The organism is Methylobacterium oxalidis (assembly GCF_007992195.1).
Lineage (GTDB): Bacteria > Pseudomonadota > Alphaproteobacteria > Rhizobiales > Beijerinckiaceae > Methylobacterium > Methylobacterium oxalidis.
This window is the reverse complement of sequence record NZ_BJZU01000017.1, coordinates 55,562-79,178: the sequence shown is the minus strand read 5'-3', so window position 1 is coordinate 79,178 and position 23,617 is coordinate 55,562. Positions and strand designations below refer to the sequence as shown.

Sequence of the window (23,617 nt, the reverse complement as noted above, 5' to 3'; positions counted from 1 at the left end):
GCGGCAGCTATCGCACGTCAGCCGTTTACATCAATCAGCTATCGCGGAATTCTATGGCTCATGGACGTGTCCCAGCTTCGCACCGTCGTGCACGTGGCCGAGCTCGGCAGCCTCAGCAAGGCGGCCGGCCGGTTGCGGATCGCCCAGCCGGCCCTCAGCCGGCAGGTGCGGATGCTGGAGGAAGAGCTCGGCCTGCGCCTGTTCGAGCGCCACGGCCGGGGCATGGTGCCGACAGAGCGGGGCCGCGAGGTGGTGGCGCATGCGAGCCGGGTCCTCGCCGAGATCGAGGCCCTGCGCGCCAACGCCGCGGGGCCGGGCTCGGCCCTCGCCGGGCACGTGGCGGTCGGGGTGCCGCCCACCGTGGCGGACATGGTGTCGGTGCCGCTGGTGGCGGCCTTCCGCGCGCAGCACCCGGCCGTGCTGGTCCAGCTCGTCAGCGCCTATACCGGCTACCTGCTCGACTGGCTCTACCGCGGCGAGGTGGACGTGGCCGTGCTCTACGATCCCCGCGCCAGCCGCGCGCTGCGGACCGAACCGCTGATGCGGGAGAGCCTGTTCCTGATCGGGCCGCCCGATGCCGGGCTGTCGGCCGACCGCCCCGTGCGCTTCGCGGACCTTGCCCGGATGCCCCTCCTGCTGGCGAGCCCGCGCCACGGCCTGCGCAACGTGCTCGACCAGTTCGCGGAGGAGGCCGGCATCGTGCTCGACGTCGGCGTCGAGACGGACAGCTACACGGCCCTGAAGGATCTCGTGCGCCACGGATACGGCCGCACGATCCTGCCGCTGGCGCCGATCCGCGCGGACGTGGCGGCCGGGCGACTGACCGCCGCGCCGATCGTCGATCCCGCGCCCACGCGCCGCCTCGTCCTGTGCTACCCCTCGGACCGGCCGGTCTCGCGGGCGGCGGAGTTCGCGGGCGATCGGCTGCGGGCGATCATGGCCGATCCCGCGCGGCGCCGACCCTGAGGCGCGCCTACAGGAGCTTCGGCTTGCCCGGCAGCAGGCCGAGCTGCTCGACCCGCTCGGCACGCAGCACCTCGTCCGTCAGCTCCGCGATGCTCCCGTACCTGAGATGGTCGGAGATGGCGGCGAGGGCGCAGGCCCGGTTGCTCGCGAGGACGGCGTAGCGGTGCTCCTTGCCCTTCATCGGATAGGCCGGGAGGCCCCGCACGCAGACGACGTAGGCTTGCATCGCCGATCCTCCTCTCACGGCATCGGGTCTTCGGGCGGGAGACTCGGGCGAGGCCCGGCTAGTCCACCAGGGCGATCCGAGAATCGCCCTGGATCTCCTCGGCGAGGTTGCGGCCGATCTGCAGCAGCAGCAGGTCGAACAGGGTCTGGACGGTCGGATCCCCGATCTGCCCGATGGCCTCGCGCGCTTCGAGGCAGCGGGCGGCGGCGCGCGCCGCAGCGCTCGCGGGCGCGTCGCCGTTGGATGTGTATCGCTCTGGCATGGTACTCACCTGATCGGGGGCCTGAGGGATGTCAGGCGGAGCGGCGGCGCGGCGCCTCGATGCGCCGGCGGCGCGGAAGGTCGAAGGTGTCGATGTCGAGAACCGAGCCGGAGAGCCCGAAGACCTGACGGTGGGTGTCGATCGTCTCCGGCATCAGGCGCGCGCAGATCGGCAGGATGGTCGAGCCGTCGTAGGGGCAGGGGAGGGCGAGGGCCTCCACGTCCCAGCCGAAGGTCATCAGCCGGCTCACCAGGATCGGGTGGGTCTGCACCAGCAGCCCTTCGAGCCCGAGGAATTCCGCGGCCTCGGCCACCGCCGTGAAGGAGGGCCCTGAGACGGCGTCCGCCCCGCGACTGCTCTCCCGCTTGGAGGGAGCCACCGCGCAGCGCGTCCACTCGAAGATGCGCGGCCCGGACGGGGCCGGCGCGCCTTTCAGGATCTCCGGGTAGAGGTGGGTCTGCAGGTGCGGCCGCGTGGTCGGCAGGAGCCGGGAGTAGGAGACGACCTCATCGCCCTCGAGCCCGACCACGTGATAGCACTCGGGCGTGTCGAACGCGTCGATCTCGCGCCCGTCCGGCTTGCGGCACGCTTCCCATTTCAGGTGCTCGACGAAGAAGTCGTGCCGGAACCGGTAGACCTTGTCCATGAGGTTCGGATCTTCCGAACCGTCCTGCCCGCTGATGAGTTTGAACATGCCTGCGGCCCTCCTCGTCGCCGGGAGAGTCGGGCAGGAAGCCGCGCGGGCGTATTCGTAGATTTACGAGGTGGAGGGGGGTGCGACCGTCAGGCTATGATGCCGCGCCGGAGCGCCTCGGCGATCGACTGGACGCGGTTGACGGCGTTCAGCTTGCGCGCCGCGCTGGCGAGGTGCGCCTCCACCGTCCGCGACGAGATCGCGAGGATCTGGCCGGTGTCCCAGGCACTCTTGCCGGCCGCCGACCATTTCAGGCACTCGATCTCCCGGTCGGTGAGGCCGCCCGGAGGCTCGAACTCGCCCTTCGCGCGCAGCGCCGACACCGCGCGCGCCTTCGACATCGCGTAGATCGCCACGAGGTGGAGGCCGGCGCGCTCGTCCTCGGAGAGGCTGAGGCGATCGGACCCGAAGCTCACTCCGGCCTCGCGTCCGTCGAGGTCGTGGAAAGGCACGCAGAAGCCGTCCCGGAGCCCGAAGCCGCGCGCCTCGTCCATGACGCGGGCGCCGTTCGGGTCCTCGTGCAGGCGCGCCGCATCCGTCCAGAGGAACGGCTCCGTGGTACGCCGGATCTGCCGGATCACCGGATCCTGATGCAGGTAGCCCTGGCAATGGTAGCGCCGCGACCACGCGTCCGGCCAGCCCGTGATCATGGCGCAGTCGAGGAGGCCCTCGGCTTCGGTCTGGGGAAGTCCGCCGATCAGGAAGGCGTCGTACCCGAATATGCGGCCCGCGGCCCGCAATTCGGCGTAGACCTCCGCACGCGAGCGCGTCGCCCGCAGCCGGTGGATGATGTCGAACGAGGTCTGGCGGATGTCGGGCACGAAGGGGCGATCACGATGTCGACCTCTGATTGTACCAAACCGCAAACTCGCGAGATAGTTTAACTTGACGCTTTCGCCCGGGTGGATGATGCCAGGAGAAATTGTATGAACGGGCTCTTTTTCCTCCCCGGTAGGCGCCGGGTCTTCCCAGCCCGGCGCGATGCCGGGGCGGCCCGGGCCGCCGGGCCACGCTGGGGCGCCCGCTCGCACAGGTGAGTCGCGATGTCGAAGGATTACGAGTGGGATCTGCTGCGCAGGATCGCGGCGGCGCTCGACCTGAGCCCGGCCGCATTCTTCGCCGAGCGCCCCGTGCCCGGACATTCGGGCACGCCGCCGCTGGAGGTCGCGGTGGACGGGCAGGCGCCCGACCGCAAGCGCCTGCTCGACAGCCTGCGGCTGCACAAGGCGTTCGAATCGATCGAGGACGAGGAGGCGCGCCTGGAGGCCCTGCGCGCCGTCGAGGCGATCAGCCGCCGCCAGGCCGAGAAGCACGCCGACAAGCGGGCCGAGCCCGCGTCGCAGCCTCAGGCCGGCACGAGGCCGGAGCGGACCTGAGCGCTCAGGCCGCGCGCGAGCCGGCGTTCGGGTGAGCCTCGCGCTCGCCCGGCCCGTTCGCCCGGGCCGCGACCGCGCGAAGCGAGGCGACCATCGCGTCGACCTGCGCGTCGAGGTCGGCATCGCGCCGCCAATCCTCGTCGCGGCGCCGCATCAGGAGAAGGGCGGCGAGCGCCGCGCACAGGCTGCCGCCGAGCGGCGCGCCGAGGAGCGCGACGAGCAATCCCTGCGGCGCCAGCGCCACGCCGGTCAGCAGGCCGCCGGCCATCGCCATCGCTATCAGCACGAACATCGGCACCTCCAGATGCCGCATCATGCACGCTTCCGGAGGCCGGCGGAGATCAGCCTGCGAGCAGGGTGACCGGCGGGTTAACGGCCCGCCTTGCTCAATCGACGCATTTCCCGGCCGAGACGAACGGGGCCGCCGACTCCTCCGTGCTGAGGCGGGCGAGGGAGAAGCGCAGGCTCGACGTGTTGATCGCGAAGATCACCTTCCGGTCCGGCGAGCGGCAGTAGATCGTCTTGGACTTCCCCTCGTCCGCCATCGTGCAGCGATAGATGCCGGGGTAGCCGCCTTTCACGAACATGGTCTCGTCGGACAACTCGACGTCGAAGCGGAGGGACGGCGGCGCGGCGCCCCGCCCGTCGTGGCTCGTCAGCGCCACCTTGGCATCCTCGGCGCAGAAGTACCGCGCCTCCTCCGCCAGAGGACTTCCCGTCCCGATCAGGACGGCTGCCAACGCCAGGACGATTCTCGTCATACAAGCTGCCCCCTCATGGCCGCAGCGTGAAACGCCCGCTCCGGCCCTCGGTTGCATGCAGTATACAACATTTTCCCGGATCGAACCGGGATATTTTGCCGGAGTCCGAATTTCAGACCGGACTCCGAGGCGGCCCGGAGGATCGGACCCTAACGGGCTCCCCGCGTGATCTGCTCTGCGGCGTCGAGCATCTCCTTCATCGCCTTCGACGCGGCGCGGAAGGCCGGCGTCCCTGTCTCCCAGTCGCTGCGCGCAATGGCGCGGACCATCTGCTCGGCCTCCCGCAGGGCCGCCTCCTCCGCCCGGGCGAAGGCCGGGAAGGCCGGGTGGTTCGCCTCCGGTGCCTGCGCGAGGGCTTGGCTCAGGCGCAGCGTCTCGCCCTCGCGCATCGCCGCCGCGCCGGTCTCGGCCGGCGCGAAGCCGGCGAGGATGCGCGCCAGCCGGCGCTTCCAGGTGCCGATATCGGCGGGCAGCCGCACGAGGCGGAAGACGGGCGCCGTCTCCTCGACCGCGTCGAGCGTCATCTGCGCCGAGCTCTCGGTCTTCACGAGGCGCTCGGTGATGCTGTCGATCTCGGTGCGGGTCTTGGCGGATTTCTCCGCGATGTCCTGGACGTTGCGGGCGATCTCCTCGGTGGCCGTCCGCTGCTGGCCGAGCGTCTGCGCCAGCGCCTGGGTGAGGCTGCTGGTCTCCGTGATGCCGGTCTCGGCCTCGGCGATCCGGGCGCCGAGCTCGGCGACGAGGGCGCTGCCGCCGGCCACGGCCTCGCGGCTCTCGCTCACCGCGTCGGCGATCAGACCCATCTCGGCCTGCAGGGTGCCGAGCCAGGAGCGGATCTCCTCGGTGGATTTCGCCGTCTGCCCGGAGAGCGCCTTCACCTCGGCCGCGACGACCGCGAAGCCGCGTCCCGCCTCGCCGGCGCGGGCCGCCTCGATGGTGGCGTTGAGCGCCAGAAGGTTCGTCTGGCCCGAGATGCCCGCGATCGTGGCCGCCATGGTGCCGATCTGCGCGATCGCCCCCTGGAGCACCTTGAGGCGCTCGTCGATCTGCATGGTGCGGTCGTGGATCGCCTGCATCGCCTCGCGGGTCTGCTGCACGTCCCGCAGGCAGATCGTCATCGATGTCTGTGCGTGGTGCGCGCGGACGCCGGCGCCCTCGGAAGTCTCGGCGACCTGGGCTATCGAGGCGACCATCTCCTCGGTGGCGCTGGCGATGGTCTGCGACGAGTTCGCGATCTGGCCGACGTCGTAGGTGGTCCAGCCGACGTTGATGGCCGCCTCGGAGGCTTCCTTGGCGAGCCGCGCGAGGTCGGCGAGGTCGCGCAGGCGGCTCTCGGCCCTCGACGTTTCGAGCCGGCGCAGGGCGTCCGCCAGGGGACCGGCGGGCAGGTCATCGGCCGCGAGATGCTGGCTCGCGATCAGCCGCTCCACGGCGGCGAGGAGACGCTCGTCGTCGCGCGGCGCCTGCTGAACCGCGACCGCCTGCACCGGCGCTGCACGAAAACTGCTAAGGGCCGACCGCAACATTCCTGGGTTCCTCAAAGGTTTCTTGAGGAAATGATACGGCGACTTCGTTAATTTCTACCTGACGTTGGTTTGGCAGCCGGGCCGACAGTTCTGCACTGTGCGGTTTCAGCCGCCGGCCGGCGATGCGGGGGCGGGCTGACGGGTACGTGTCCAACCTCGGCCGGATCGGATCTCGGGTCCGCGACGTTGCTCTCCCGGCGTCACGTCATGAGGGCAGGTCATGCAGACGATCGTGGGAATCGCGGCCGAGGAGGTCGAGGGTCTGGCGGAGGCCGCGCGGGATGCGATCAACCTTCGCCTGAGCCTGATCCCGGAGGGCGGCGGCGCCGGGTTCTGGACGGCGGTGTCGAAATACTACGGGCGCGGCTTCGCCGAGGCCGCCGCCGGCCTGTGCCCGCCGCTCTCCGCGGGCGAGGAGCGTGCGGGCGACGAGGGCACCGCGGTCTGAGGCGGTCCCACCTACGCCGCGAGCCGTTGGGGCGCCGGGTTCAGGGTGCGCTCCAGAAGCGCCACGCCGGCCTCCACCATCCGCTGCTTCTCCGGCTCGCTGAACTCGCCGAACATGTCGTCCACCGCCTCGAACCAGTCACGGTGCGTGGGCGCGGCGCTCTGCGACAGCAGAAACAGCAGCACGTCGAGGATCCGCTCGCGCGTCGGGCGGAGGGGGTGCGGATGGGCGTGAGGGTGGTACAGGAGCGTCATCGTCAGTCCAGAGCTTGGCCTTAACGGTGTGTTAATCCCGTCTCTCTGGCAAGACGCTTCGTACGGATCCGGCCGCGCCGCGACGCCTATCCACGGTGCTCCACAGCCAATCCGGCCGGTCGCGAGCCGGCCCGGGCCGCCCTCAGCAGCCGACGCAGATGCCCGCGTCGAGGCTGCGGTCGAGCCGCGTGCGGCCGGACCGGATGCCGCCGGTGTGATGCGGCCCGGACGGGCTGAAGCCGCGGCCGCGCCGCAAGACGATCGGCGCCGCATAATCCGTGCCGGGCCTGAACAGCACGTTGCGCTGCGCGTCCATGCGCAGCGCCGTCACGTCGGCCTGCTGCTGCTGTTGAAGGGAGCGGAACTGCGCCTGGCCCGCGAGCGCATCGTTGATGCTGTTCAGGTTCGAGCTCGGCAGGCCCTGCGCGTGGGCGGGGGCCGCGAGGGCGAGCAGGGCGAGGAGGCATGGGATCGACGCGCGCATGGTTGAGCCTCATGGATCCGGAAAGCGTTTCCAGGAGACGACGCCCGCCCGCGCGCCGGGTTCCCGCATGCGACCGCCCGGTTCGGACGCGGGCGTTCGGTCCCCAGCCGTTGTTGCAGAAAGGCCGATCCGAAGCGCTGCTCGCGTGATTAGTACGCAAGTGTAGGTTCTCGATTTCGCCAATACTGCTAGCATGATTCAGATACGTGAAAGCATCGGACAAAAACAGATGCCGCTCGACACCTCCTGTCCGATGATGGTCCGCTTGGCGGCCCTGCTGGAGGACGAGCAGCTCCTGCGGGGCGACCCGAAGCGCGACGACCTGTTCTTCGCGATCTCTGCGCTCCTGGCCGAGGCCCTACAATCGGGAGCCGAAGAGCGCACCCTGAAGGCGATCCGCGCGGCGCTCGCCATCGCCGACCTGAGCTTCCTGCCGCGCTCCGCGGCCGAGTGCGGATCGAGCTGAGCCGCGGGTTCGGGCGGACGCGCGCCGACACGCTCACCCGCGGGGTGCGCCTGTTGCAGCCCGTCCGGGAGCGGCGCTCAGCGGCGTGCGGAGATCGCCTCGGGCGAACGGCGGCGGTGGCCGCGCCGGCTCGTGTGGTCGCACAGGTCGCCGGGCGTGTCCCGCCCGTCCGCCGGCCAGGCCACGCGTTCCTCCTCGGGCTCCTCCGAGCCGAGGAAGGCCGGGAGCGGCCGGCTGACATCGAACACGATCTGGCTGCCGCCGAGGGCGTCGGTCACTTCGTGAACCAGCATCTGCACGTTCCTCCGGATGCCCGCCGCCGCTTGTCCCGCGGCGTCGCCGGCTCTTTAGGCATGACGGCGACGGGCGAAAATCGTTCCGGCGGCTTGCCTCCAATTTCTTCGCCGCGCTGGCGAACCGAAGTTCAGGGCAGGTCGATCACCTCCTCGCGGCGCGAGACGCCGAGCTTGCGGAAGATCGTGTGGATGTGGACCTTCACGGTGTTCTCGGCGAGGTGCAGGCTCATCGCGATGTCTCGGGTGCTGCGTCCGGCGCGCAGGTGCCCGAGGACGTCGGCCTGCCGTGCCGTCAGGCCGGCGTCGCGGCTGTGGCGGCGCGGGCGCCCCTGGCCGCCGGGCGCGGGCGCCGGGAGCGCGCTGAGGGAGGCGGGCACGTAGACGCGGCCCGCGCAGACGGCCGCGACCGCTTCCGCGAAGGCTGGCGGATCCAGGCTCGTCGGGATGTAGCCGTGCGCCCCCGCGTGCAGGCAGGCCAGCACGTCTCCGCGCGCCTCCGTCCGGGCGAGGGCGACGACGCGCAGGCCGCCGTACAGGAGCCGCAGATCGAACAGGGCGCTCGCCTGGTCGGCCGCCGAGGACCCGAGATCGACGAAGGCGAGGTCGATCTCCGGCCGCTCGCGAAGGCGGCGGCGCGCCTCGGCGAGGCCGCGGCATTCGAGAACCTCGCCGAAGCCCCCGATCTCCCGCAGCAGGCCGGCCAGCGCGCGCGCCGGCTCCCTCTCGCCTGCCACGAGCGCGACGCGAACTGGGCTCGCCATGGTCCGTCCCTTTCCCTCCCCTCGCGCCGCGGTCGCGTGCGAGGTCCGGAGAGGCTGGCACAGGGAGCGAGGGCCTCACACGGCAGAAGGTGGGAACGTTCACCGGACGATGGTCCGAGACGTTGGCCTCGGTGCAATCCGGGACGATGACGCCGGGGCCGGAAAGGACATTTCCGCTGGCGAGAGCGCGGGTTGCTGGATCGCCGGTCGGGCCCGGCCTATCCCGGCCGGGAGTGGGAACGGCGCCGGCATCGGGGGCGCCCGCGTGCGAGGACGATCCGTGTTTCGGCGATCAGGGCCCACGAGTGCGGGCGCCGGGGCAGACCCGAGGAGCGGCTGCTGAGCGCGCCGGGCCCGGCGCTGCGCCGGCGCAACGCCTTCCGTTTCGGCCTGATCCGGCCGGAGAGCGGGCCGGGCGGGCTCGAATGCCTCGTCTGGGAGCTGACAGGCGATGGGGCGATCATCGAGATCGAGCCGGAGGCCTTCGCCCCGGACGGGTTCCGGCTGGAATCACCCGACCTTTCCCTCGACGAGACCTGCCGCGTGACGCACCGCGAGGGCCGCAAGCTGACCGTCCGCTTCGCCGGCTGAGGCCGGACCCTGGCGATCAGTTCTGCTCGTGCCGGATCTCGGCCGGCGCCTGGTCCTTGCGGACCGTCTTGCCCGCCGCGCGCATCCGCCGGACATGCAGGACGACGCTCTTGACGGCGAGCGTCAGGAAGTAGCCGACCTGGAGGGAGACCGCGCAGCCGAGCAGGAGGAGGGGCGTGAACGGCCCCCCGAGCAGGTAGCTCGCCAGGCCGCAGACGGCGACGAGCCCGACCGTTGTCACGGCGATGCCGACGACCGACAGCCAGAGACCGCAGAGAGCCCCGAAGATTGCGAACAGCGACGCGACCAACATCATGCGCACCACCCACCAACCTAAAACGGGATGCTGCGCTCACGCCTAGGTTTGACCAAGATCGACGTCAGCGGCGAGGAGCAGTCACGCGGGGCTCTTCACCGACTCGGCCTGAGCCTCAAATTGACTGCCATCGTGTCGATTTTGGGCTTTTTTCGTTATCAGGCGGCCTTGGTTAGCGAAAGCTTAATTTTTCGGCCCTCGCGGGCCCGCAGGCACGGCAAAGCCGTGCCTGCGTAGTCGTCACGCGGGAGAATGGTCCCGCTTCAGCGTCCGTAGACATCCTCGACGCGGATGATGTCGTCCTCGCCCGTATAGGAGCCAACCTGGACCTCGATCAGCTCCAGCGGGATCTTGCCCGGGTTCGACAGCCGGTGCATCGAGCCGATCGGCAGGTAGATCGCCTCGTTCTCGTGAACCAGCACGACGCGCTCGTTCAGCGTCACCTCGGCCGTGCCCTTCACCACAACCCAGTGCTCGGCCCGGTGGTAGTGCTTCTGCAGCGACAGGCGCCCGCCCGGCGTCACCATGATCCGCTTCACCTGGAAGCGCTCGCCGATGTCGATGCGCTGGTACCAGCCCCAGGGCCGGTACATCCGCCGGTGCGCGTCCGCCTCCGGGTAGGCCTTCGCCCGCAGCCGCTCCACCAGCGTCTTCACCTCGCCCGAGCGCGCCTTCGAGCTCACCAGCACCGCGTCGGGGGTCGAGACCACCACCACGTCCTCGAGGCCCACCACCGCCGTGACCTGCTCGCCCTCGCTGTGCACCAGGCTGCCGCGGGTCTCGATCAGCTCGACCCGGCCGCGCACCGCGTTGCCGGAAGCGTCCTGCTCCAGCACGCTCCAGACTGCGTCCCAGGTGCCGACGTCCGACCACGCGAAGGAGACCGGCAGCACGCCCGCGTGCCGGGTCCGCTCCATCACCGCGTAGTCGATCGAGGTCTTGGGCGCCTGCCCGAAGGCGTCGGCGTCGAGCCGCACGAAGTCGAGGTCGCGCGCCGCGTCGTCGAGCGCGGCTCGGGCCGCCGCGAGCACGGCCGGCGCGTGCGCCTCAAGCTCGGCCAGCATCACGTCGGCGCGGAACAGGAAGTAGCCCGAGTTCCAGACTGCGCCCTCCGCGATCAGGCGCTCGGCGCCGTGCCGATCGGGCTTCTCGACGAAGCGGGCGATCCGGTAGGTGCCGGGGACGTCGGGGATGGCCTCGCCCGGGTGGATGTAGCCGTAGGCGGTGGCCGGCTGCGTCGGCTCGATGCCGAGCGTCATGATGTGGCCGGCGCGCGCGCCGACCGCGGCGGCCTCGACGGCGGAGACGAAGGCGCGCGTGTCGCCGATGACGTGGTCGGCGGCCAGGATCAGGACGACGGCCTGCGGGTCGGTGCGGGCGGCATGCAGCGCCGCCACCGCGACGGCGGCGGCGGAGTCGCGCCGCTCGGGCTCGAGCAGGATGTCGGCGGCGATGCGGGCCTCGGCGAGCTGCTCGGCGACGATGAAGCGGGCATCGGTGTGGGTGAGCACGCTGAGGCGGCCGAAGGTGGCCGCGTCGGCCACGCGCCGGGCCGTGTCCTGGAAGGTGGAGGAGTGCTCGCTGACGAGCCTGGAGAACTGCTTGGGCATGCTCTCGCGCGAGGCCGGCCACAGACGCGTGCCCGAGCCGCCGCACAGGATCACCGGCAGGATGGGGGCGCTACGATCGAGGTCCATCATCATCTCCCACACTCGTACATCGTGCCGGGCCGAAACGGGGCGGCGTGCATCGTGGCGGATCCGGCGCTCGTGCGGCCGCGGGCACGCCGCGCGGACGCTCCGAATACGCGGCCGGATCGGGAAGGTCGAGCCCGGTCCCTCCCGGCACCGCCGGCGTCATCGGGCGAGCTGGCGCCGCTGCCGCGCCGCGGTCGGGCGGAACGGCGCCGCCTCCCGCCACATCGTGCGCAGCTGCGGGAAGGTCAGCAGGCCCTGAAGCACGAGCAGCAGCCCGGCGAGGGCGGCGAAGTTCAGGGGCGCGGCGAGGCCGCCCGGCGCGGCATGCGCCACGGCGCTGCCGGCCACCGCGAGCGCGACGGCGACGAGCGACTGGCGCGCCAGCACAGAGATCAGCAGGCGGGCGTGGCTCTGCCGCCGCATGACCACCCAGAGGCTCGCGCCGGTGACGCAGAGGTTGACGAGGCTGCGGCCGGCAGCGCTCGCCACGGTTCCGATCAGCGCGCCGCCGATCAGGCCGAGCGTGCCCCCGAGGAGCCGGGAGACCTGGATATCCGCGAGGCGGCGATGGGCTTGGCGCGACGTCAGCAGCGCGATCATCGCGCCGTTCGCCACGAGGGCCGGCGTGGCCACGGTGATCCAGAGCACGATCATCGCTGCGTCGATCCAGACATCGCCCTTGAAGCGCACGAGGCTCGTGCTGACCACGAGAGCGAAGCCCGTCCCCGCGAAGCCCACGAGCACGATCGCCAGCGGCGTCGTGCGCAGGATCCAGGCGGTCTTCAGGGCGGCCGCCGAGCGGCGCCCGGTCTCGGCGATCATCACGAGGTTGAGCGAGTTCAGGATGACCGCCTGGAAGGCTGCGGTGAAGCGGGCGGCGAGGCGGAACTGGCCCGCGGCTACCGGCGACAGCAGCGCCCCGATGAAGATGTCCGCGGCATAGCTCTCCGCCCAGCCCGAGAGGCGGGGCAGGGAGTAGGAGGCGAAGCCGACCGCGTGGCGCCGGACGTTGCGCAGCCGCAGGGACGGCAGCAGCGGCCGGCCGCAGGTGAGGCTGAAGGCGAGGTACTGCGTGACCGACTGGGCGAGCTTGGCGAGCGCGAGCGCGTAGACGTCGTAGCCGGCGACGAGTCCGGCGACGCTCACCGCGAGGTTGACGGTGTCGCCGGCCCCGGTGCTGATCAGGATCCGCGAGGCCCGGCCGTCGCGGATCGCGAGGGCGTCGGCGGCGTTGGAGGCGCCCCAGCCGACGCAGTTCACGGCGTAGGCCAGGAAGGTGAGGGTCATCACCCGGGTGCCGGCCCGCTCGCTCGCCAGGGCGAACAGCACCAGGATCGCCGCGAAGACGAGACCGGTGACCGAGGCGAAGGCGTGCGCCTCGTCGGGATCGACGGTCCGGGCCAGGACGCCCTCGTGGGTGCCGCTGCCCAGCACCATGCAGAAGAGCAGGCCGATGCTCGTGGCGATCGCGAACAGGCCGAAGCCGACCGGGTCGGCGTAGGTCACGGCCGCGACCGTGATGCCGAGGCCGCAGACGCTCATCCAGATGCGGGTCAGCGAGAGCAGGATACCCGTACGCATGTCGGTCAAACCTCTCCGGGCCGGGATGCCGTGGCGCTCAGCGGACCGCCGCCTCGTCCCGTCGCTCGCCCGCGGCGGTCGACCCCGGCTGCACCGTCATCTCGACCCGCAGCACGTCCCCCGGCTCCAGGGCCGCGGTCTCGTCGACGCTGGTCCCGCTCTCGCGGCCCCTGCGGACGATCGTGTAGCCCGGCCGCACGCCGCCCTGGGCCGTGCGCTGCCGGTCGAGCATGGCGCGGGGCGCGACCACGCTCGCCTCGGTGATCAGGTCCTCGGCGGTGCGCAGCTTCGCACGGGCCTGCCCGACGGCGGCCATCGTGTCGGCGAGCTCGGTGACGATGCGGGTGCGCAGGTCGTTCTTCAGGTCGGTGGCGCCCTGCTCGGACTTCTTGATGTCCTGGCGGGCGTTCAGCGCGGCCATCTCGTAGTCGAGGCGCTTGCTCTCCATCTCGGCGACGATGCGCTCCAGGGAGAATTCCCGCGAGGTGACGGCGAGACCCCGCCCGACGAGGCCGCTCACCTCCTTCAGCTCGCGCCGCGAGATCTCGAGCTGCTTGTCCTGGACGCCGATCTTCTGCTCCAGCGAGCGGACCTGGCTCGCCAGGATCGCCTGCAGGCCGGAGCTGTTCTCGAGCTGGGCCGCGAGCATCGAGGCCCGCGCCTGCGCGAGCGCCGTCTCGTCGGCCTGGACGCGCTGCGCCTCCTTGCCGGTGATGCCCTCCGGCAGGTCGAACTTGATGCGGCCGGCGAGCTCGGCCTCGAGCCGCGCCTTGCGGATGAGGCCGCGCTGCAGGTCGAGGCGCGCCGCGTCCACGAGCCCGACCGCGTTGATCCGGTCCCGCTCCAGCCGCAGGAGGCCGCCGTCCGCGGGACGGTAGAACCCGCCCGCGATGCCGACCGCCTGGAGCACGGTGGTGCCCGGCCGGAAATAGTACTCGCCCGGCTTGTCGACCGCCCCGACGATGTAGAACGGCCGGTACTGGATCACCTCCACCGAGACGTCGGGCTTGTTGACGAAGCCGGCCCGCTTCTGGAGGCGGTCGCCGATCGCCTCCGAGAACGCGCTCGGCGTCATGCCCTCCACCTTGAACTCGCCCAGCATCGGCACCGACACGAGCCCCGAGGCGGCCACCGTGTACTCGCCGTTGAGGGGCAGCCACTCGACCGCCTCGCTCTTCCCGGGGCGCCATTCCACGATGCGGATGCGCACGCGGTCCTGCGGACCGAGCCCGTAATCGGCGCTGGCGGCACCGATCCCGGACAGGAAAACCGCAAGTATCAGAACGGACATGCGCAGGATGTGAGCCAATTTAGCCTCGAATAATACCGGTAAATTCTGATTCAATGTTGATGTATTCTCGCTCTTGTTCTATGAAGACGCATCCTTCATCGATTTCGGAGAGTCATGGTGCGACCGATATCGCGCGCGATCTTCATCCTCACCGCTCTTCTCGCGGCCCGTCCCGCGTCCGCGCAGGAGGGGGCCGAGCTCGACCTCGCCGGCTACCGGCAGACCTTCGCCGAGGAGTTCGACAGCCTCGACGTCTCGGCGCGGGGCCCCGGCACGCGCTGGATCGCCCACACCCCCTGGAACGGCGATTTCGGCGACGCGGCCTTCACCGACCCGCGGCCGGGCTTCCCCTTCACCACCAAGGACGGGATCCTGACGATCGAGATGCGCAAGGGCAGCGACGGCAAGTGGCGCTCGGGCCTGATCGCCGCCACCGATCCGCAGGGGCGGGGCTTCGCGCAGCGCTTCGGCTACTTCGAGATGCGGGCGAAGTTCCCGGCCGGCGAGGGCGTCTGGCCGGCCTTCTGGCTCGTCGGCGTCGACCGCACGACCCACACCTCCGAGATCGACATCGTCGAGCATTACGGCCACTTCCCGGGCCGATACACCGCCTCCGTCCACGTCTGGGACCGGAAGGACAAGTCGCGCCACCGCACCGTTCACAAGCGGGTGCCGGTGCCGGAGGGCTCGCTCTCGGCGGGCTTCCACACCTACGGCGCGCTCGTCGACGCCGAGTTCATCCGGTTCTACTTCGACCGCCGCGAGGTGGCCCGCGTGCCCACGCCGCCGGAGCACAACCAGCCCATGTACCCGCTGGTCGATCTCGGGCTCGGGGCGGGCTGGCCCACCGAGCGCACGCCGAACCCCTCGACCATGGAGGTCGACTACGTGCGCGTCTGGGCGAAGGACGGGGGCTAGAGCGGCCGGCACGGACCCCCCGTCGCGTCGAGGAGGAGATCGATATAGGCCTGGGCCGAGGCGGCCCAGGAGAAGCGCCGGACCTGCTTGGCGCCCCGGGCGGCGAGGTCGGCGCGCAGGCTCGGCGAGTCGTGCAGGCCCTGGATCGCCTCCAGCCACAGTTCGGGCCGGTCGGGCGGCAGCAGGATCGCGGCGTTGCCGCAGACCTCCGGCATGCTCGTGACGTTCGAGGAGACGACGGGGCAGCCGAGCGCCATCGCCTCGACGAGAGGCAGGCCGAAACCCTCGACGAGCGAGGGGAAGGCGAGGCAGAGGGCGTTCGAGAGCAGGAAGGCGAGGTCGTCGTCGGTGACGTAGCCGAGCACGCTCGTCTCGGGCGCGCCGAGCTGCGCGGCCTGGCTGCTGAACATGTTGAAGACACCGCCCGTCACCACGAGCTTGATGCCGCGCGCGTTCAGCGCGCCCGCGATGGCGTCGAGCATGCGCACGTTCTTGTGCGGCGCCTGGCTGCCGATCACCAGCACGTAGGGCCGCTCCAGGATCGCGGCCCGGTCGAGCCTCGTCGCCTCCGGCCGCCAGGCGTGGACGTGCTCGTGCCCGTTCGGGATCACGTCGATCTCCCGGTCGGCCGGCACGATGCCGAGCGATTTCAGGAGCTTGGCGGAGGCGTTCGAGACGGTGGTGATCGTCTGCGCCCGCCGACCGATGGTCGGGAACAGCGCGCGCTGCGCGTAGCGGAAGCGGCGGCTGTAGCTCTGCGGGTAGACGAAGGAGTTCGCCCCGTGGATGCAGACGATCTGCCGCCGCCTCAGCAGGGGCGCTGTGTTGCACAGGTTGAGCAGGGGCGCGCGGGCGCGCAGCGGCAGGACCCCCTGCTCCCAGCCGTAGCCCTTGCCGCCGCCGACGCCGCGGCGCCGGATCGCCGCGTAATCGGACGGGCCGGCGGCCCGCTCCGGCGCCACGATGTCCAGGGCGAGGTGGCTGCGCAGGAGCGGGTCCTCCGCCAGGATCGCGTCCATCTGGCGGACGATCTCGTAGGCGTAGCGCTGCACGCCCGTCTTCGGCTGGCTGAGGAAGCGGCCGTTGATCGTGGCCCGGGCCGCCGCGCCGGGCGGCCCGTGGCCGGTCCCGGAAGGGCGCGTGCCGAGGCCGGCGCGTCCGCGCTCCTCGTGCGGGAGGTTGAGTTGGTAGGTCCGCATCTCAGCTCCCGAGGCTCAGGGTGCGGGAGGGCATCAGGCGCCCGCGCAGGAGATCGGCGAAGGCGACGAGGTTGCCGTGCAGGCGCCCGCGGCGGTCGACGTAGGGCTCGGGCCAGAGGCATTTCGCGACGTTGATCGCGATGTTGCGCGACATCTGGTGGAGCGCCTTGCGCCAGGTGCAGTGCCCCTTGCGCACGAGGTAGAGCGGGTTGGCGATCTGCGAGTACCCGAACCGCAGGCCCGATTGCCGGCCGAGCTTCACCCCGAGATGCACGCCGCGGGTGCTGGTCGCGCGCACGATCCGCCCGTAGGGCGCGAGCTGGCGGCTGAAATCGACGTCCTCCAGCCACGCGTAGCTGCCGAGGGTCTCGTCGAAGGCCAGGGCGTGCCGGCGCACGGGATCGAGCCGCACGCTCATGTTGCAGCCGTAGCCGTTGTAGACCTCCGCGAGGGCGAAGGGCGGGCAGGGCGCCCCCTCCGCCTCCGCGACCCGGGCCTTCGCCTCGTCGAAGGAGAGACCGGGCCCGATGATGCCGTCCTTGATCACGGTCCCGGTGGTCATCGCGACCTCGGGATGCGCGATCAGGATCGCCTCGACCTCCGTGAGGTAGTCCGCGCAGGGGACGAAGTCGTCGTCGAAGAAGACCACCGCGTCGAACCCGTCGAGGCTGCGCAGGATGGCGTTGCGCTGGTGCGGCAGGCCGCGCGGGCCGATCACGACGCGCACGTCCGGGTGGTTCGCAGCGAGGGCGTCGACATCCGTCGGGCTCGGCGCGCAGACGACGATGCGGTCGGCCGGTCGGTCCTGGCGCAGCAATTCGGCGACGGTCGCCCCGACGATGCCGGGGCGGCCGGCGGTGGCGATGCCGACGGCGAGGCGCAGGCGGCTGGCGGGAAGGGGGCTCGTGCTCACGCGGCGTTCTCCTGGCGCGGCTTGCGGGCGAAGGCCCAGACCATGACGGGGAAGTTCGGTTCGTTGCGCAGGGAGCGGAAGCCGCGCTTGCGCCATTTGGGCAGGTTGCCGATGAGGCAGGCCCGGTTGCCCCACGAGTCGACCGAGATGCCGTCGGCCGGGAATCCCGCCTCCTGCAGGAAGTAGGACATCCCGGTCGGGGTCCACCGGTTGCAGTCGATCGGGACGTTGTGGATGCGCACGAGGAAGGGCGTCGAGACGATGAAGACGCCGCCGGGCTTCAGCATCGCGTGGACGTTCCGCGCCGCCCGGTAGGGCCAGGGCAGGTGCTCGAACACCTGGTCGGCGATGATGAGGTCGTACGTCTGCGGCAGCGTCTGTGCGCAGATGTCGAAGTCCGGATACTCCGTGGCCGTGTAGGACTTGAAGTCGAAGCGCCGCGTCCATTGCGGGCCGGCGGAGATCTCGAGCGTGTGGAGGTTGCGCGGCCCGAGGGTCTCCACGTAGGCGAAGCAGCGCTCGTACATCACCTCCCGGACCCAGTCGGTCGTGCCGAATCCGACCCGTTCGAGGGCGTCGCGCAGGGTCTCCTTGAGGGCGGGCCGCGCCCGCAGCCTGGCGATCAGGCTGTTCTGCGGCACCCGCTCGGCAAGGGCCTCGATTGGCATGGCTTCCGGCATCTTCGCCTCCTGTCGATCCGGCGCGGTCCGCGCGCCCCGTGCCCCCTCACCCCGTCCCATCGCCCCGCTTCCGGCGAGGCCGTTTCCACCCGGCGCTCAGGTCGCCCAGGCCCTGTTCTTGCGGTCGACCTTGTTGAGGACCGCCCCGAGCAGTCGCCCGCGGCCGGTCTCCAGGGATCGGACGGCGCTCTCCAGCGCCCCGGCGTTGGTGCGGCCGAACTCGGCGACGAGGATCATGCCGTCGAGGAGAGGCGCGATGGCGCGGGCGTCCGGCGCCGCCGCCAGCGACGGCAGGTCGAAGATGACCACGTGATAGTGCTTGCGCAGGTCGTCGAGCTGCAGGCGCTGGCGGTCCGAGGCCATCTGCTCGATCGGCGAGACGCGCTCGCCCACCGTGCCGAGCGGCAGCACGAACAGGTTGGGCACGCTCGGCTGGGCCGAGATGAGCCGGCTCAGCGTGTCCGGGTAGGCGAGCGCCTGCACGAAGCCGAACTCGGCGTTCGGCGCGAACTTGCGGCTGACCACGGGATCGCCCGGGCTCGCGTCGATGAGCAGGGTGCGCGAGCCCGAGAGGGCGAAGAGCTGCGCGAGGTTGGCGGCCAGCGTGCTCTTGCCCTCGCCGTCGCTCACCGAGGTGACGCCGAGGCAGCTCGCGGCGCGGTCGAGGAGCGCCGTGTTGATCGAGGTCTTGATCGTGCGCAGGTCCGCGGCGAAGCGGGTCCGCGGCATGTCGGCCGCGATGGCCAGCAGCCGGTCCGAGCTGATCGGGGTCGCCCGGAGGGGCGCCTGCCGCAGGCGGACGCAGTCGACGGTGCCGAGGAGGTCGACCCCGTGGCGCGTCACGGCGCCCCCCGTGAAGATGCGGTCGTCGAAGCGGCGCCGCACCATCGACGTGCCGACACCGGCCGCGCCGCCGAGGATCCCCGCGAAGGCGATGATCAGGAGCGTCTTCGGGTGGCTGCGGGTGAGGGGCTTGGCGGCCGCCGCGACGATGCGGGCATCCGCCACCGGGTAGGTCACCTTCTGCGCCGTCTCGATGTAGCGCAGGAGGAACGCGTCGTAGAGCTTGGTGTGGCTGACCGTGGTGCTCTCGAGCTCGGCGAGCTTCACCCGCGCCTCGGTGGCCGAGGACGCCTCGCCGCTCGACTTGAACTGCTCGAGGTCGCGGCGCGCCTGCAGCGCCTGGTTGCGCAGCGCGGTGAGGCGCTCGTTCAGCCAGTCGCTGCCCCGGCGCGCCTCCTCGGCCTTGGCCGAGATGTCCGTCTCGATGAAGGCGGCGGTGATCGCGTTGGCGATGGCGGCGGCCTTGGCGGGGTCCTTCGAGCGCACGGAGAGCTCGACGACGTAGGACTGGCCGACGCGCCGCACCAGCATGCGGTCGGAGAGCAGATTGAGGGCGTAGGCGAGCTTGGCGGCCTCGCGGTCGGCCTCGCTCATGGGCTCGGGGTCGGGCCGGAACAGGTCGAGGGCCTGGCCCAGGAGCGAGGGCGGGCCGGGCTGGAATTCCGGGTCGTCGATGAGGCCGAGGCTGCGGATCACGGTCTCGCCGATCCGGTCCGACTTCAGGACCTCCATCTGGCTCTCGACGCGGCCCGTGTCGGTGACGGTCTCGACGGCGTTGCCCTCCTGCAGGAAGGACTGGGCCCGCACGGGCTCGATCAGGACCTGGGCCGTGGCGGTGAAGATCGGGGTCGTGATCAGGCAGTAGGCGAGCGCCGCGCCCGCGAAGAGCAGCACGAACAGCAGGATCGTGCGGTGGGAGATCCGCAGGAACTGGTAGATCTCCCGCAGGCCGACGACCTCGTCCTTGGCGGGAGGCTGCGTCTGCGGGGTGAAGATCCTGCGGGCGGGATCGTACATGGTCGCTGTCCAGTCCCTTCGGTCGCGGGTTCAGGAATGGTTCGGGGCGAGCGGCGCCCCGAGCCTCGGCAGAGCGACGGGCGCCAGCGTCAGGTCCCCGCTCGCGATGGGGCGCAGGACCGCCGGCCACGCGGCGCGGGCCTCCGGCGCGGTCGTCGCGAGGGCGGCGAAGATCACGAAGAACAGGCCGAGATCGATGCTGCCGAGGGTGACCGTGGCGGCCAGCAGCGTCGCGAGGCAGGCGCCGCGCGCCGCCGCCCGGACGGGCTCCTGCCCGCCCTCCGGCACGCTGGCCGATCGGGTCACGGTCGCGGTCAGGAAGGCCCCGTACAGGAGGGTGCCGACGACGCCGACATTGGACACGAGCGCGACGAGGAAGCTCGAGGCGCGCACGCTGCCGACACCGGCCCCCATCCCCAGCGTGTCGATGGCGCTCTGCAGGGCGTAGGCGTTCCAGCGGGCGCGCTCGACGCCGGACTGCGAGGACATCTTGTTCGAGACCGTCGCGTCGAACAGGCCGGTCACCATCGTCCAGACGGAGGGGATCAGCATCAGCCCGAGCACGACCAGCACGGCGAGGACCGGCGTCCCGACGAGGTACGCGTTCGTGCGCCAGTCGCCGCCGCGGCCCTCGCCGGCCCGGCGCAGGCAGCCCGCATAGGCCACGAGGTTGTAGGCGCCGAACGCGGCGTAGGCCGCCGAGGAGGTCGAGAGCAGGAGGGCGAGGGCTTGGCCCGCGGCGAGCGCGCCGGTGAGCCGCGTCGAGACGCCCCGGAGCCAGAGCTGCAGGCAGAAGGCGTAGAACCCGATCGCCACGTAGGCGTAGGCGCCGGCCTCGGTGAAGGAGCCGACGATCCGCTTGAAGCCGCCGATCACGCCCTCGTTCAGCATCCGGTAGTTGGCGTTGCGGATGAAGCCGAGGACGTCGCCCGTCCCCGTGGCGAAGGTCGCGAGGTCGAGCAGCGCGAAGGCGAGGTGGAGACCGGCGGCGAGGAGGAGCGCGGCGAGGGCGTGGCGGCCGTCGCCGCGGGCGATCAGGGCCGCGAAGGCCGCGTAGCAGGCGACGTCGCCGAGGAGGTAGGCGGTCTGGGTGATGTTGCTGGCACGGGGCCCGAGCGGCGTCATCACGACGCCCACGTCGATGCCGCTGCGGGTCAGCGAGTAGACCATCGTCGCCCCGGCGAAGATGCGCGGCAGGAAGACGGCCGTCACCGCCCCGAAGACGATCGCCGCGAGGAACCAGAACCCCGCGCGCGGGAAGGTGAGGGCGGCCATCATGCCCCCGCGGAGCTCCGCGCTGCGCAGCACCGCGATCATCAGGAACGGAATGATGAGGTGGCAGGGCATGATGCTGGCATCGCCGAGCGCGGGCAGCTTGATGGCGGCGGCCGCCCCGAGCAGGCTCGTGGCCGCGAGCGCGTAGATCCCGACGACCGGGCCGAAGGCCAGGACGGCGAGTCCGAGCAGCGCCGCGAGGATCCCGATCGGCTCGATCTGCACCTGAGCCCTCCTCACGGACGCGCGGGCAGGCCGAGGGCCGTGCCGTGCGGGAGGTCGGCGGTCCGGCCGGTCCGGGTCCGGCCAAGGGCCCGGGCCGCCGCGATCACCTCGGCGAGCCGGTCCAGGGCGCCCTCCGTCTCGCCGACGACCGAAGCGTGGCGGACCGGATCGACGCCGGCGCGCATCGCCTCGGCGAGGCGGGCGGGGATCTCGCCCACGCTCGCGTCGTCGAAATCGGCGGCTCGGTCGGCGGCGTCGACGGAGCGCAGGAAGGCGTCGAGCTTGGCGTCCCAGCGCAGGCCGATCGCGGGGACGCGGTAGGCGTAGGCGAGGATGATCGCGTGCAGGCGGTGCGCGACGAGGCCGTCGAGCCCCGCGACGCGGCGCGCCAGGGCGGCGGGGTCGGCGGCGCGGGGGAGGCGGGCCACGCGCCCGTCTCCGCCGGCGGCGGCGCAGAGACGCGCGGCGTGCGCGGTGAGGAAATCCTCGTCCTCCGCCGCGCCGTTCGTGAACAGCGCCACGTCGAGCCCCTGAGCCACCAGCCCGTCGACGAGGCGTCCGTAGCGCTCGGCCGCGTCCGCGTCCGTCTCGCGGGCGAGCCCGGCGCCGTGGTGGTGGAGCGGGGCCGGATGGGTGATGCCGACCCCGATCAGGGGTCGTGCCCGCCCCGGTTTCGCCGCGGCGGGCCAGAGCCCGGCCGCGAGGAGGCCGGGGTCGCGGGCGAGGTCCACGGGCTGGCTCGGCCGGTAGCCCGCGAGGCTGTCGCGGGAGGCGGCGTCGCGGGCGCTCAGGTGCACGAGGCGGGGCGAGGCGAGGAGGCGGCGCAGGAGATGCCCGCCGAGCGTCGACCGGCTCGGGCTCGCGCCGACGCCGTAGACGGCGACCGGCATGGCGAGCGCGTGGCACAGGCCGATGGCGGCAGAGAGCTTGAGGGGGAAGTTGAGGTCCCCGTCCTGGATGAGCTGCCCGCCGCCGAAGACGGCGAAGCCGGCGCCCCGGGCGGCCCGCCGCCACGCCGGCACGAGGCGGCGGCGCAGCCTCAGCCCGAGGGCGAGGCCGACCGCGCCGTCGCGGAGAGGGGCTGGCAGGGCCTGGAGGGTCCGGAGCAGGCGGACGCGCCCGCGCCCGTCGCCCGGCGGCAGCCAGGCCTCGCGACCGGCGAGATCGATCGACGCGACGCGGGTGCCGGGCAGGCGCGCGGCGAGCCCGTGCTCCAGGCAGGCCGCGATGACGCCGTCCCCGAGGTTCGGGCTGTACTTGACGTTGAACAGGACGATCCCGTCGGGGGCGGCCGGGCGGTGGGGCGTGTCAGGCATAGGCGGCCCTCCGGCGGCCCGCCGGAAGGGCGATCGGCGCGTCGGCAGCCGGGAGTGGCGCGGCGAAGGGCGCATCCTGGGCGCCGGCGGCCGCGCGCGCCGCCGCGATCGCGGCCGCCATCTCGGCGGCGAAGCGGTCCCCGTTGAAGCGCCGGGCGTGGGCGGCGATGCGGGCGGGATCGAGGTCGAGCCCGTCCAGGCGCTCCACCGCTGCGGTCAGCGCCTCGACGCTCTGCGTCTCGAAGAAGACGCCGGTGTGCCCGTCGACCACCGTCTCGGTGGCGCCGCCCCGTCCGTAGGCGACGACCGGGCGGCCGCTCGCCATGGCCTCCACGGGCACGATCCCGAAATCCTCCTCGCCGGGGAAGATCAGGCCGCGGCAGCGGGCATAGTGGTGCTGCAGCTGCGCGAAGGGCTGCGGGCCGAGCACCCGCACGGTCGGCCCGGCCATCGCGCGGATCTCGCCGAGCATCTCGCCGCCGCCGATGATCACGAGCGGGCGGCGCAGGGCGTTGAAGGCCGCGACCGCTATGTCCGGCCGCTTGTAGCGGACGAGCTCGCCCACCATCAGGTGGTAGTCGCCGCGCTCCGCCTCCGGGACGGGCGCGAAGTCGTCCACCGCGACGGGCGGGTGGATGATGCTCGCCTCGCGCCGGTAGTAGCGGCGGATCCGCGAGGCGACGGTGCTCGAGTTGGCGACGAAGTGATCGACCCGCGCGGCCGAGCTCTCGTCCCAGGCCCGCAGGTAATGGGTCAGCAGCGGCATCGCGAACCGGGTCAGCCGTCCGGCCGAGCTCCGGTAGTCGTGGTACATGTTCCAGATGTACCGCATGGGCGAGTGGCAGTAGCAGACATGCACCGCCCCCTCCGGCGGGATGATGCCCTTGGCCGGCCCCGACTCGCTCGAGATGATGAGGTCGTAGCCGCGCAGGTCGAGATGCTCGAGCGCGAGCGGCATCAAGGGCAGGTAGTGCTTGTAGAAGACCTTCGCCCGCGGCAGCCGCGCGATGAAGGAGGTGCGGATGCGGTGCCGGAGGATCTCCTCCGATATCGCCTCCGGCGCGAGGACGTGCGTGAAGATATCCGCCTCGGGATACATCCGCGCCAACGCCTCGATGACCTTCTCGCCGCCGCGCATGCCGACGAGCCAGTAATGGATGATGGCGACCTTCATGGCAGACCTCTCCTGCGCCGCTCTCCTGGGACGACCGCGGGCGCGCTCCGAGCCGGAGGCG

At 71.7% G+C, this 23,617-nt stretch carries 28 protein-coding genes; 6 read left to right on the top strand and 22 right to left on the bottom strand.

Annotated features, from left to right (window positions below; translation table 11 throughout):
• Positions 1-60: 60 nt before the first annotated feature.
• Positions 61-966: a LysR family transcriptional regulator gene (locus MOX02_RS05875; RefSeq protein ID WP_147024868.1), complete on the top strand. Its 906-nt coding sequence runs from the start codon at positions 61-63 to the stop codon at positions 964-966.
• A gap of 7 nt (positions 967-973) precedes the next feature.
• On the opposite strand, the gene MOX02_RS05870 is transcribed toward MOX02_RS05875, so the two are convergent.
• The 4 genes from MOX02_RS05870 to MOX02_RS05855 all read right to left on the bottom strand — a co-directional run bounded on the left by MOX02_RS05870 (position 974) and on the right by MOX02_RS05855 (position 2,969).
• Entirely contained in the window at positions 974-1,192 is a 219-nt protein-coding gene (locus tag MOX02_RS05870) for a hypothetical protein (RefSeq protein WP_147024867.1), read from the bottom strand.
• Positions 1,193-1,250: 58 nt separating this feature from the next.
• A complete protein-coding gene (locus MOX02_RS05865) occupies positions 1,251-1,454 on the bottom strand; it encodes a hypothetical protein (protein ID WP_147024866.1) in 204 nt (67 codons plus the stop codon).
• 31 nt (positions 1,455-1,485) lie between these two features.
• Complete coding sequence (locus MOX02_RS05860; RefSeq protein WP_147024865.1) at positions 1,486-2,148, bottom strand: acyl-homoserine-lactone synthase; 663 nt, start codon at positions 2,146-2,148, stop codon at positions 1,486-1,488.
• A gap of 89 nt (positions 2,149-2,237) precedes the next feature.
• The gene (locus MOX02_RS05855; RefSeq protein ID WP_147024864.1) at positions 2,238-2,969 is read right to left on the bottom strand and encodes a LuxR family transcriptional regulator; all 732 of its coding nucleotides are present in this window, start codon (positions 2,967-2,969) and stop codon (positions 2,238-2,240) included.
• A 222-nt stretch (positions 2,970-3,191) separates the two neighbouring features.
• Between MOX02_RS05855 and MOX02_RS05850 the strand changes: the two genes are divergently transcribed.
• A complete protein-coding gene (locus MOX02_RS05850) occupies positions 3,192-3,524 on the top strand; it encodes a hypothetical protein (RefSeq protein ID WP_147024863.1) in 333 nt (110 codons plus the stop codon).
• A gap of 4 nt (positions 3,525-3,528) precedes the next feature.
• Here MOX02_RS05850 and MOX02_RS05845 read toward each other — a convergent pair whose 3' ends face one another.
• The 3 genes from MOX02_RS05845 to MOX02_RS05835 form a co-directional block, all read right to left on the bottom strand.
• Positions 3,529-3,840 (bottom strand): hypothetical protein, encoded by a 312-nt coding sequence (locus MOX02_RS05845; protein WP_238178809.1) that lies wholly within the window; start codon positions 3,838-3,840, stop codon positions 3,529-3,531.
• 70 nt (positions 3,841-3,910) lie between these two features.
• Complete coding sequence (locus MOX02_RS05840; protein WP_147024862.1) at positions 3,911-4,285, bottom strand: hypothetical protein; 375 nt, start codon at positions 4,283-4,285, stop codon at positions 3,911-3,913.
• Between the two features lie 149 nt (positions 4,286-4,434).
• Complete coding sequence (locus tag MOX02_RS05835; protein ID WP_147024861.1) at positions 4,435-5,811, bottom strand: methyl-accepting chemotaxis protein; 1,377 nt, start codon at positions 5,809-5,811, stop codon at positions 4,435-4,437.
• A gap of 220 nt (positions 5,812-6,031) precedes the next feature.
• Here MOX02_RS05835 and MOX02_RS05830 point away from each other — a divergent pair, with 220 nt between their 5' ends.
• Complete coding sequence (locus tag MOX02_RS05830; RefSeq protein WP_147024860.1) at positions 6,032-6,259, top strand: hypothetical protein; 228 nt, start codon at positions 6,032-6,034, stop codon at positions 6,257-6,259.
• Between the two features lie 11 nt (positions 6,260-6,270).
• On the opposite strand, the gene MOX02_RS05825 is transcribed toward MOX02_RS05830, so the two are convergent.
• Together MOX02_RS05825 and MOX02_RS05820 are read right to left on the bottom strand one after the other, a co-directional pair.
• Entirely contained in the window at positions 6,271-6,513 is a 243-nt protein-coding gene (locus MOX02_RS05825; RefSeq protein ID WP_147024859.1) for a hypothetical protein, read from the bottom strand.
• Positions 6,514-6,655: 142 nt separating this feature from the next.
• Positions 6,656-6,997, bottom strand: coding sequence for a hypothetical protein (locus MOX02_RS05820; RefSeq protein ID WP_147024858.1), 342 nt, complete (start codon positions 6,995-6,997; stop codon positions 6,656-6,658).
• A 229-nt stretch (positions 6,998-7,226) separates the two neighbouring features.
• On the opposite strand from MOX02_RS05820, the gene MOX02_RS05815 reads away from it, so the two are divergent.
• Positions 7,227-7,463, top strand: a complete 237-nt coding sequence (locus MOX02_RS05815) for a hypothetical protein (RefSeq protein ID WP_147024857.1) — start codon at positions 7,227-7,229, stop codon at positions 7,461-7,463.
• A gap of 77 nt (positions 7,464-7,540) precedes the next feature.
• Here MOX02_RS05815 and MOX02_RS05810 read toward each other — a convergent pair whose 3' ends face one another.
• Positions 7,541-7,756: a hypothetical protein gene (locus MOX02_RS05810; protein ID WP_147024856.1), complete on the bottom strand. Its 216-nt coding sequence runs from the start codon at positions 7,754-7,756 to the stop codon at positions 7,541-7,543.
• 131 nt (positions 7,757-7,887) lie between these two features.
• Positions 7,888-8,520, bottom strand: a complete 633-nt coding sequence (locus tag MOX02_RS05805) for a LuxR C-terminal-related transcriptional regulator (RefSeq protein ID WP_147024855.1) — start codon at positions 8,518-8,520, stop codon at positions 7,888-7,890.
• Positions 8,521-8,712: 192 nt separating this feature from the next.
• On the opposite strand from MOX02_RS05805, the gene MOX02_RS05800 reads away from it, so the two are divergent.
• Complete coding sequence (locus MOX02_RS05800) at positions 8,713-9,111, top strand: hypothetical protein (protein ID WP_147024854.1); 399 nt, start codon at positions 8,713-8,715, stop codon at positions 9,109-9,111.
• A 16-nt stretch (positions 9,112-9,127) separates the two neighbouring features.
• Here the strand turns inward: MOX02_RS05800 and MOX02_RS05795 are convergent, their stop codons facing one another.
• The 4 genes from MOX02_RS05795 to MOX02_RS05780 form a co-directional block, all read right to left on the bottom strand.
• Positions 9,128-9,427 carry a hypothetical protein gene (locus MOX02_RS05795; protein WP_147024853.1) on the bottom strand — a complete coding sequence of 100 codons (300 nt, stop codon included), beginning with the start codon at positions 9,425-9,427 and terminating at the stop codon, positions 9,128-9,130.
• Positions 9,428-9,690: 263 nt separating this feature from the next.
• On the bottom strand, positions 9,691-11,124 hold the full coding sequence (locus tag MOX02_RS05790) for a mannose-1-phosphate guanylyltransferase/mannose-6-phosphate isomerase (RefSeq protein WP_147024852.1): 1,434 nt from the start codon (positions 11,122-11,124) through the stop codon (positions 9,691-9,693).
• A gap of 159 nt (positions 11,125-11,283) precedes the next feature.
• Positions 11,284-12,705, bottom strand: coding sequence for an oligosaccharide flippase family protein (locus tag MOX02_RS05785; RefSeq protein WP_147024851.1), 1,422 nt, complete (start codon positions 12,703-12,705; stop codon positions 11,284-11,286).
• Between the two features lie 37 nt (positions 12,706-12,742).
• Positions 12,743-14,014: a polysaccharide biosynthesis/export family protein gene (locus MOX02_RS05780; protein ID WP_170267687.1), complete on the bottom strand. Its 1,272-nt coding sequence runs from the start codon at positions 14,012-14,014 to the stop codon at positions 12,743-12,745.
• 96 nt (positions 14,015-14,110) lie between these two features.
• Here MOX02_RS05780 and MOX02_RS05775 point away from each other — a divergent pair, with 96 nt between their 5' ends.
• Positions 14,111-14,914, top strand: a complete 804-nt coding sequence (locus tag MOX02_RS05775) for a glycoside hydrolase family 16 protein (RefSeq protein ID WP_147024849.1) — start codon at positions 14,111-14,113, stop codon at positions 14,912-14,914.
• On the opposite strand, the gene MOX02_RS05770 is transcribed toward MOX02_RS05775, so the two are convergent.
• The 7 genes from MOX02_RS05770 to MOX02_RS05740 all read right to left on the bottom strand — a co-directional run bounded on the left by MOX02_RS05770 (position 14,911) and on the right by MOX02_RS05740 (position 23,556).
• Positions 14,911-16,113, bottom strand: coding sequence for a glycosyltransferase family 4 protein (locus MOX02_RS05770; RefSeq protein WP_147024848.1), 1,203 nt, complete (start codon positions 16,111-16,113; stop codon positions 14,911-14,913). The genes MOX02_RS05775 and MOX02_RS05770 overlap by 4 nt on opposite strands.
• 1 nt (position 16,114) lies before the next feature.
• Positions 16,115-17,026: a glycosyltransferase family 2 protein gene (locus MOX02_RS05765; RefSeq protein WP_238179126.1), complete on the bottom strand. Its 912-nt coding sequence runs from the start codon at positions 17,024-17,026 to the stop codon at positions 16,115-16,117.
• Positions 17,023-17,706 carry a class I SAM-dependent methyltransferase gene (locus MOX02_RS05760; RefSeq protein WP_238179128.1) on the bottom strand — a complete coding sequence of 228 codons (684 nt, stop codon included), beginning with the start codon at positions 17,704-17,706 and terminating at the stop codon, positions 17,023-17,025. The genes MOX02_RS05765 and MOX02_RS05760 overlap by 4 nt, the downstream gene beginning before the upstream one ends.
• Positions 17,707-17,802: 96 nt before the next feature.
• Positions 17,803-19,566 (bottom strand): tyrosine-protein kinase domain-containing protein, encoded by a 1,764-nt coding sequence (locus MOX02_RS05755; RefSeq protein ID WP_147024846.1) that lies wholly within the window; start codon positions 19,564-19,566, stop codon positions 17,803-17,805.
• Positions 19,567-19,596: 30 nt separating this feature from the next.
• Positions 19,597-21,066, bottom strand: a complete 1,470-nt coding sequence (locus MOX02_RS05750; protein WP_147024845.1) for a hypothetical protein — start codon at positions 21,064-21,066, stop codon at positions 19,597-19,599.
• Positions 21,067-21,077: 11 nt separating this feature from the next.
• The gene (locus tag MOX02_RS05745) at positions 21,078-22,382 is read right to left on the bottom strand and encodes a polysaccharide pyruvyl transferase family protein (protein ID WP_170267686.1); all 1,305 of its coding nucleotides are present in this window, start codon (positions 22,380-22,382) and stop codon (positions 21,078-21,080) included.
• Positions 22,375-23,556 carry a glycosyltransferase gene (locus MOX02_RS05740; protein WP_147024843.1) on the bottom strand — a complete coding sequence of 394 codons (1,182 nt, stop codon included), beginning with the start codon at positions 23,554-23,556 and terminating at the stop codon, positions 22,375-22,377. Before MOX02_RS05740 ends, MOX02_RS05745 begins: the two co-directional genes overlap by 8 nt.
• Positions 23,557-23,617: the final 61 nt, after the last annotated feature.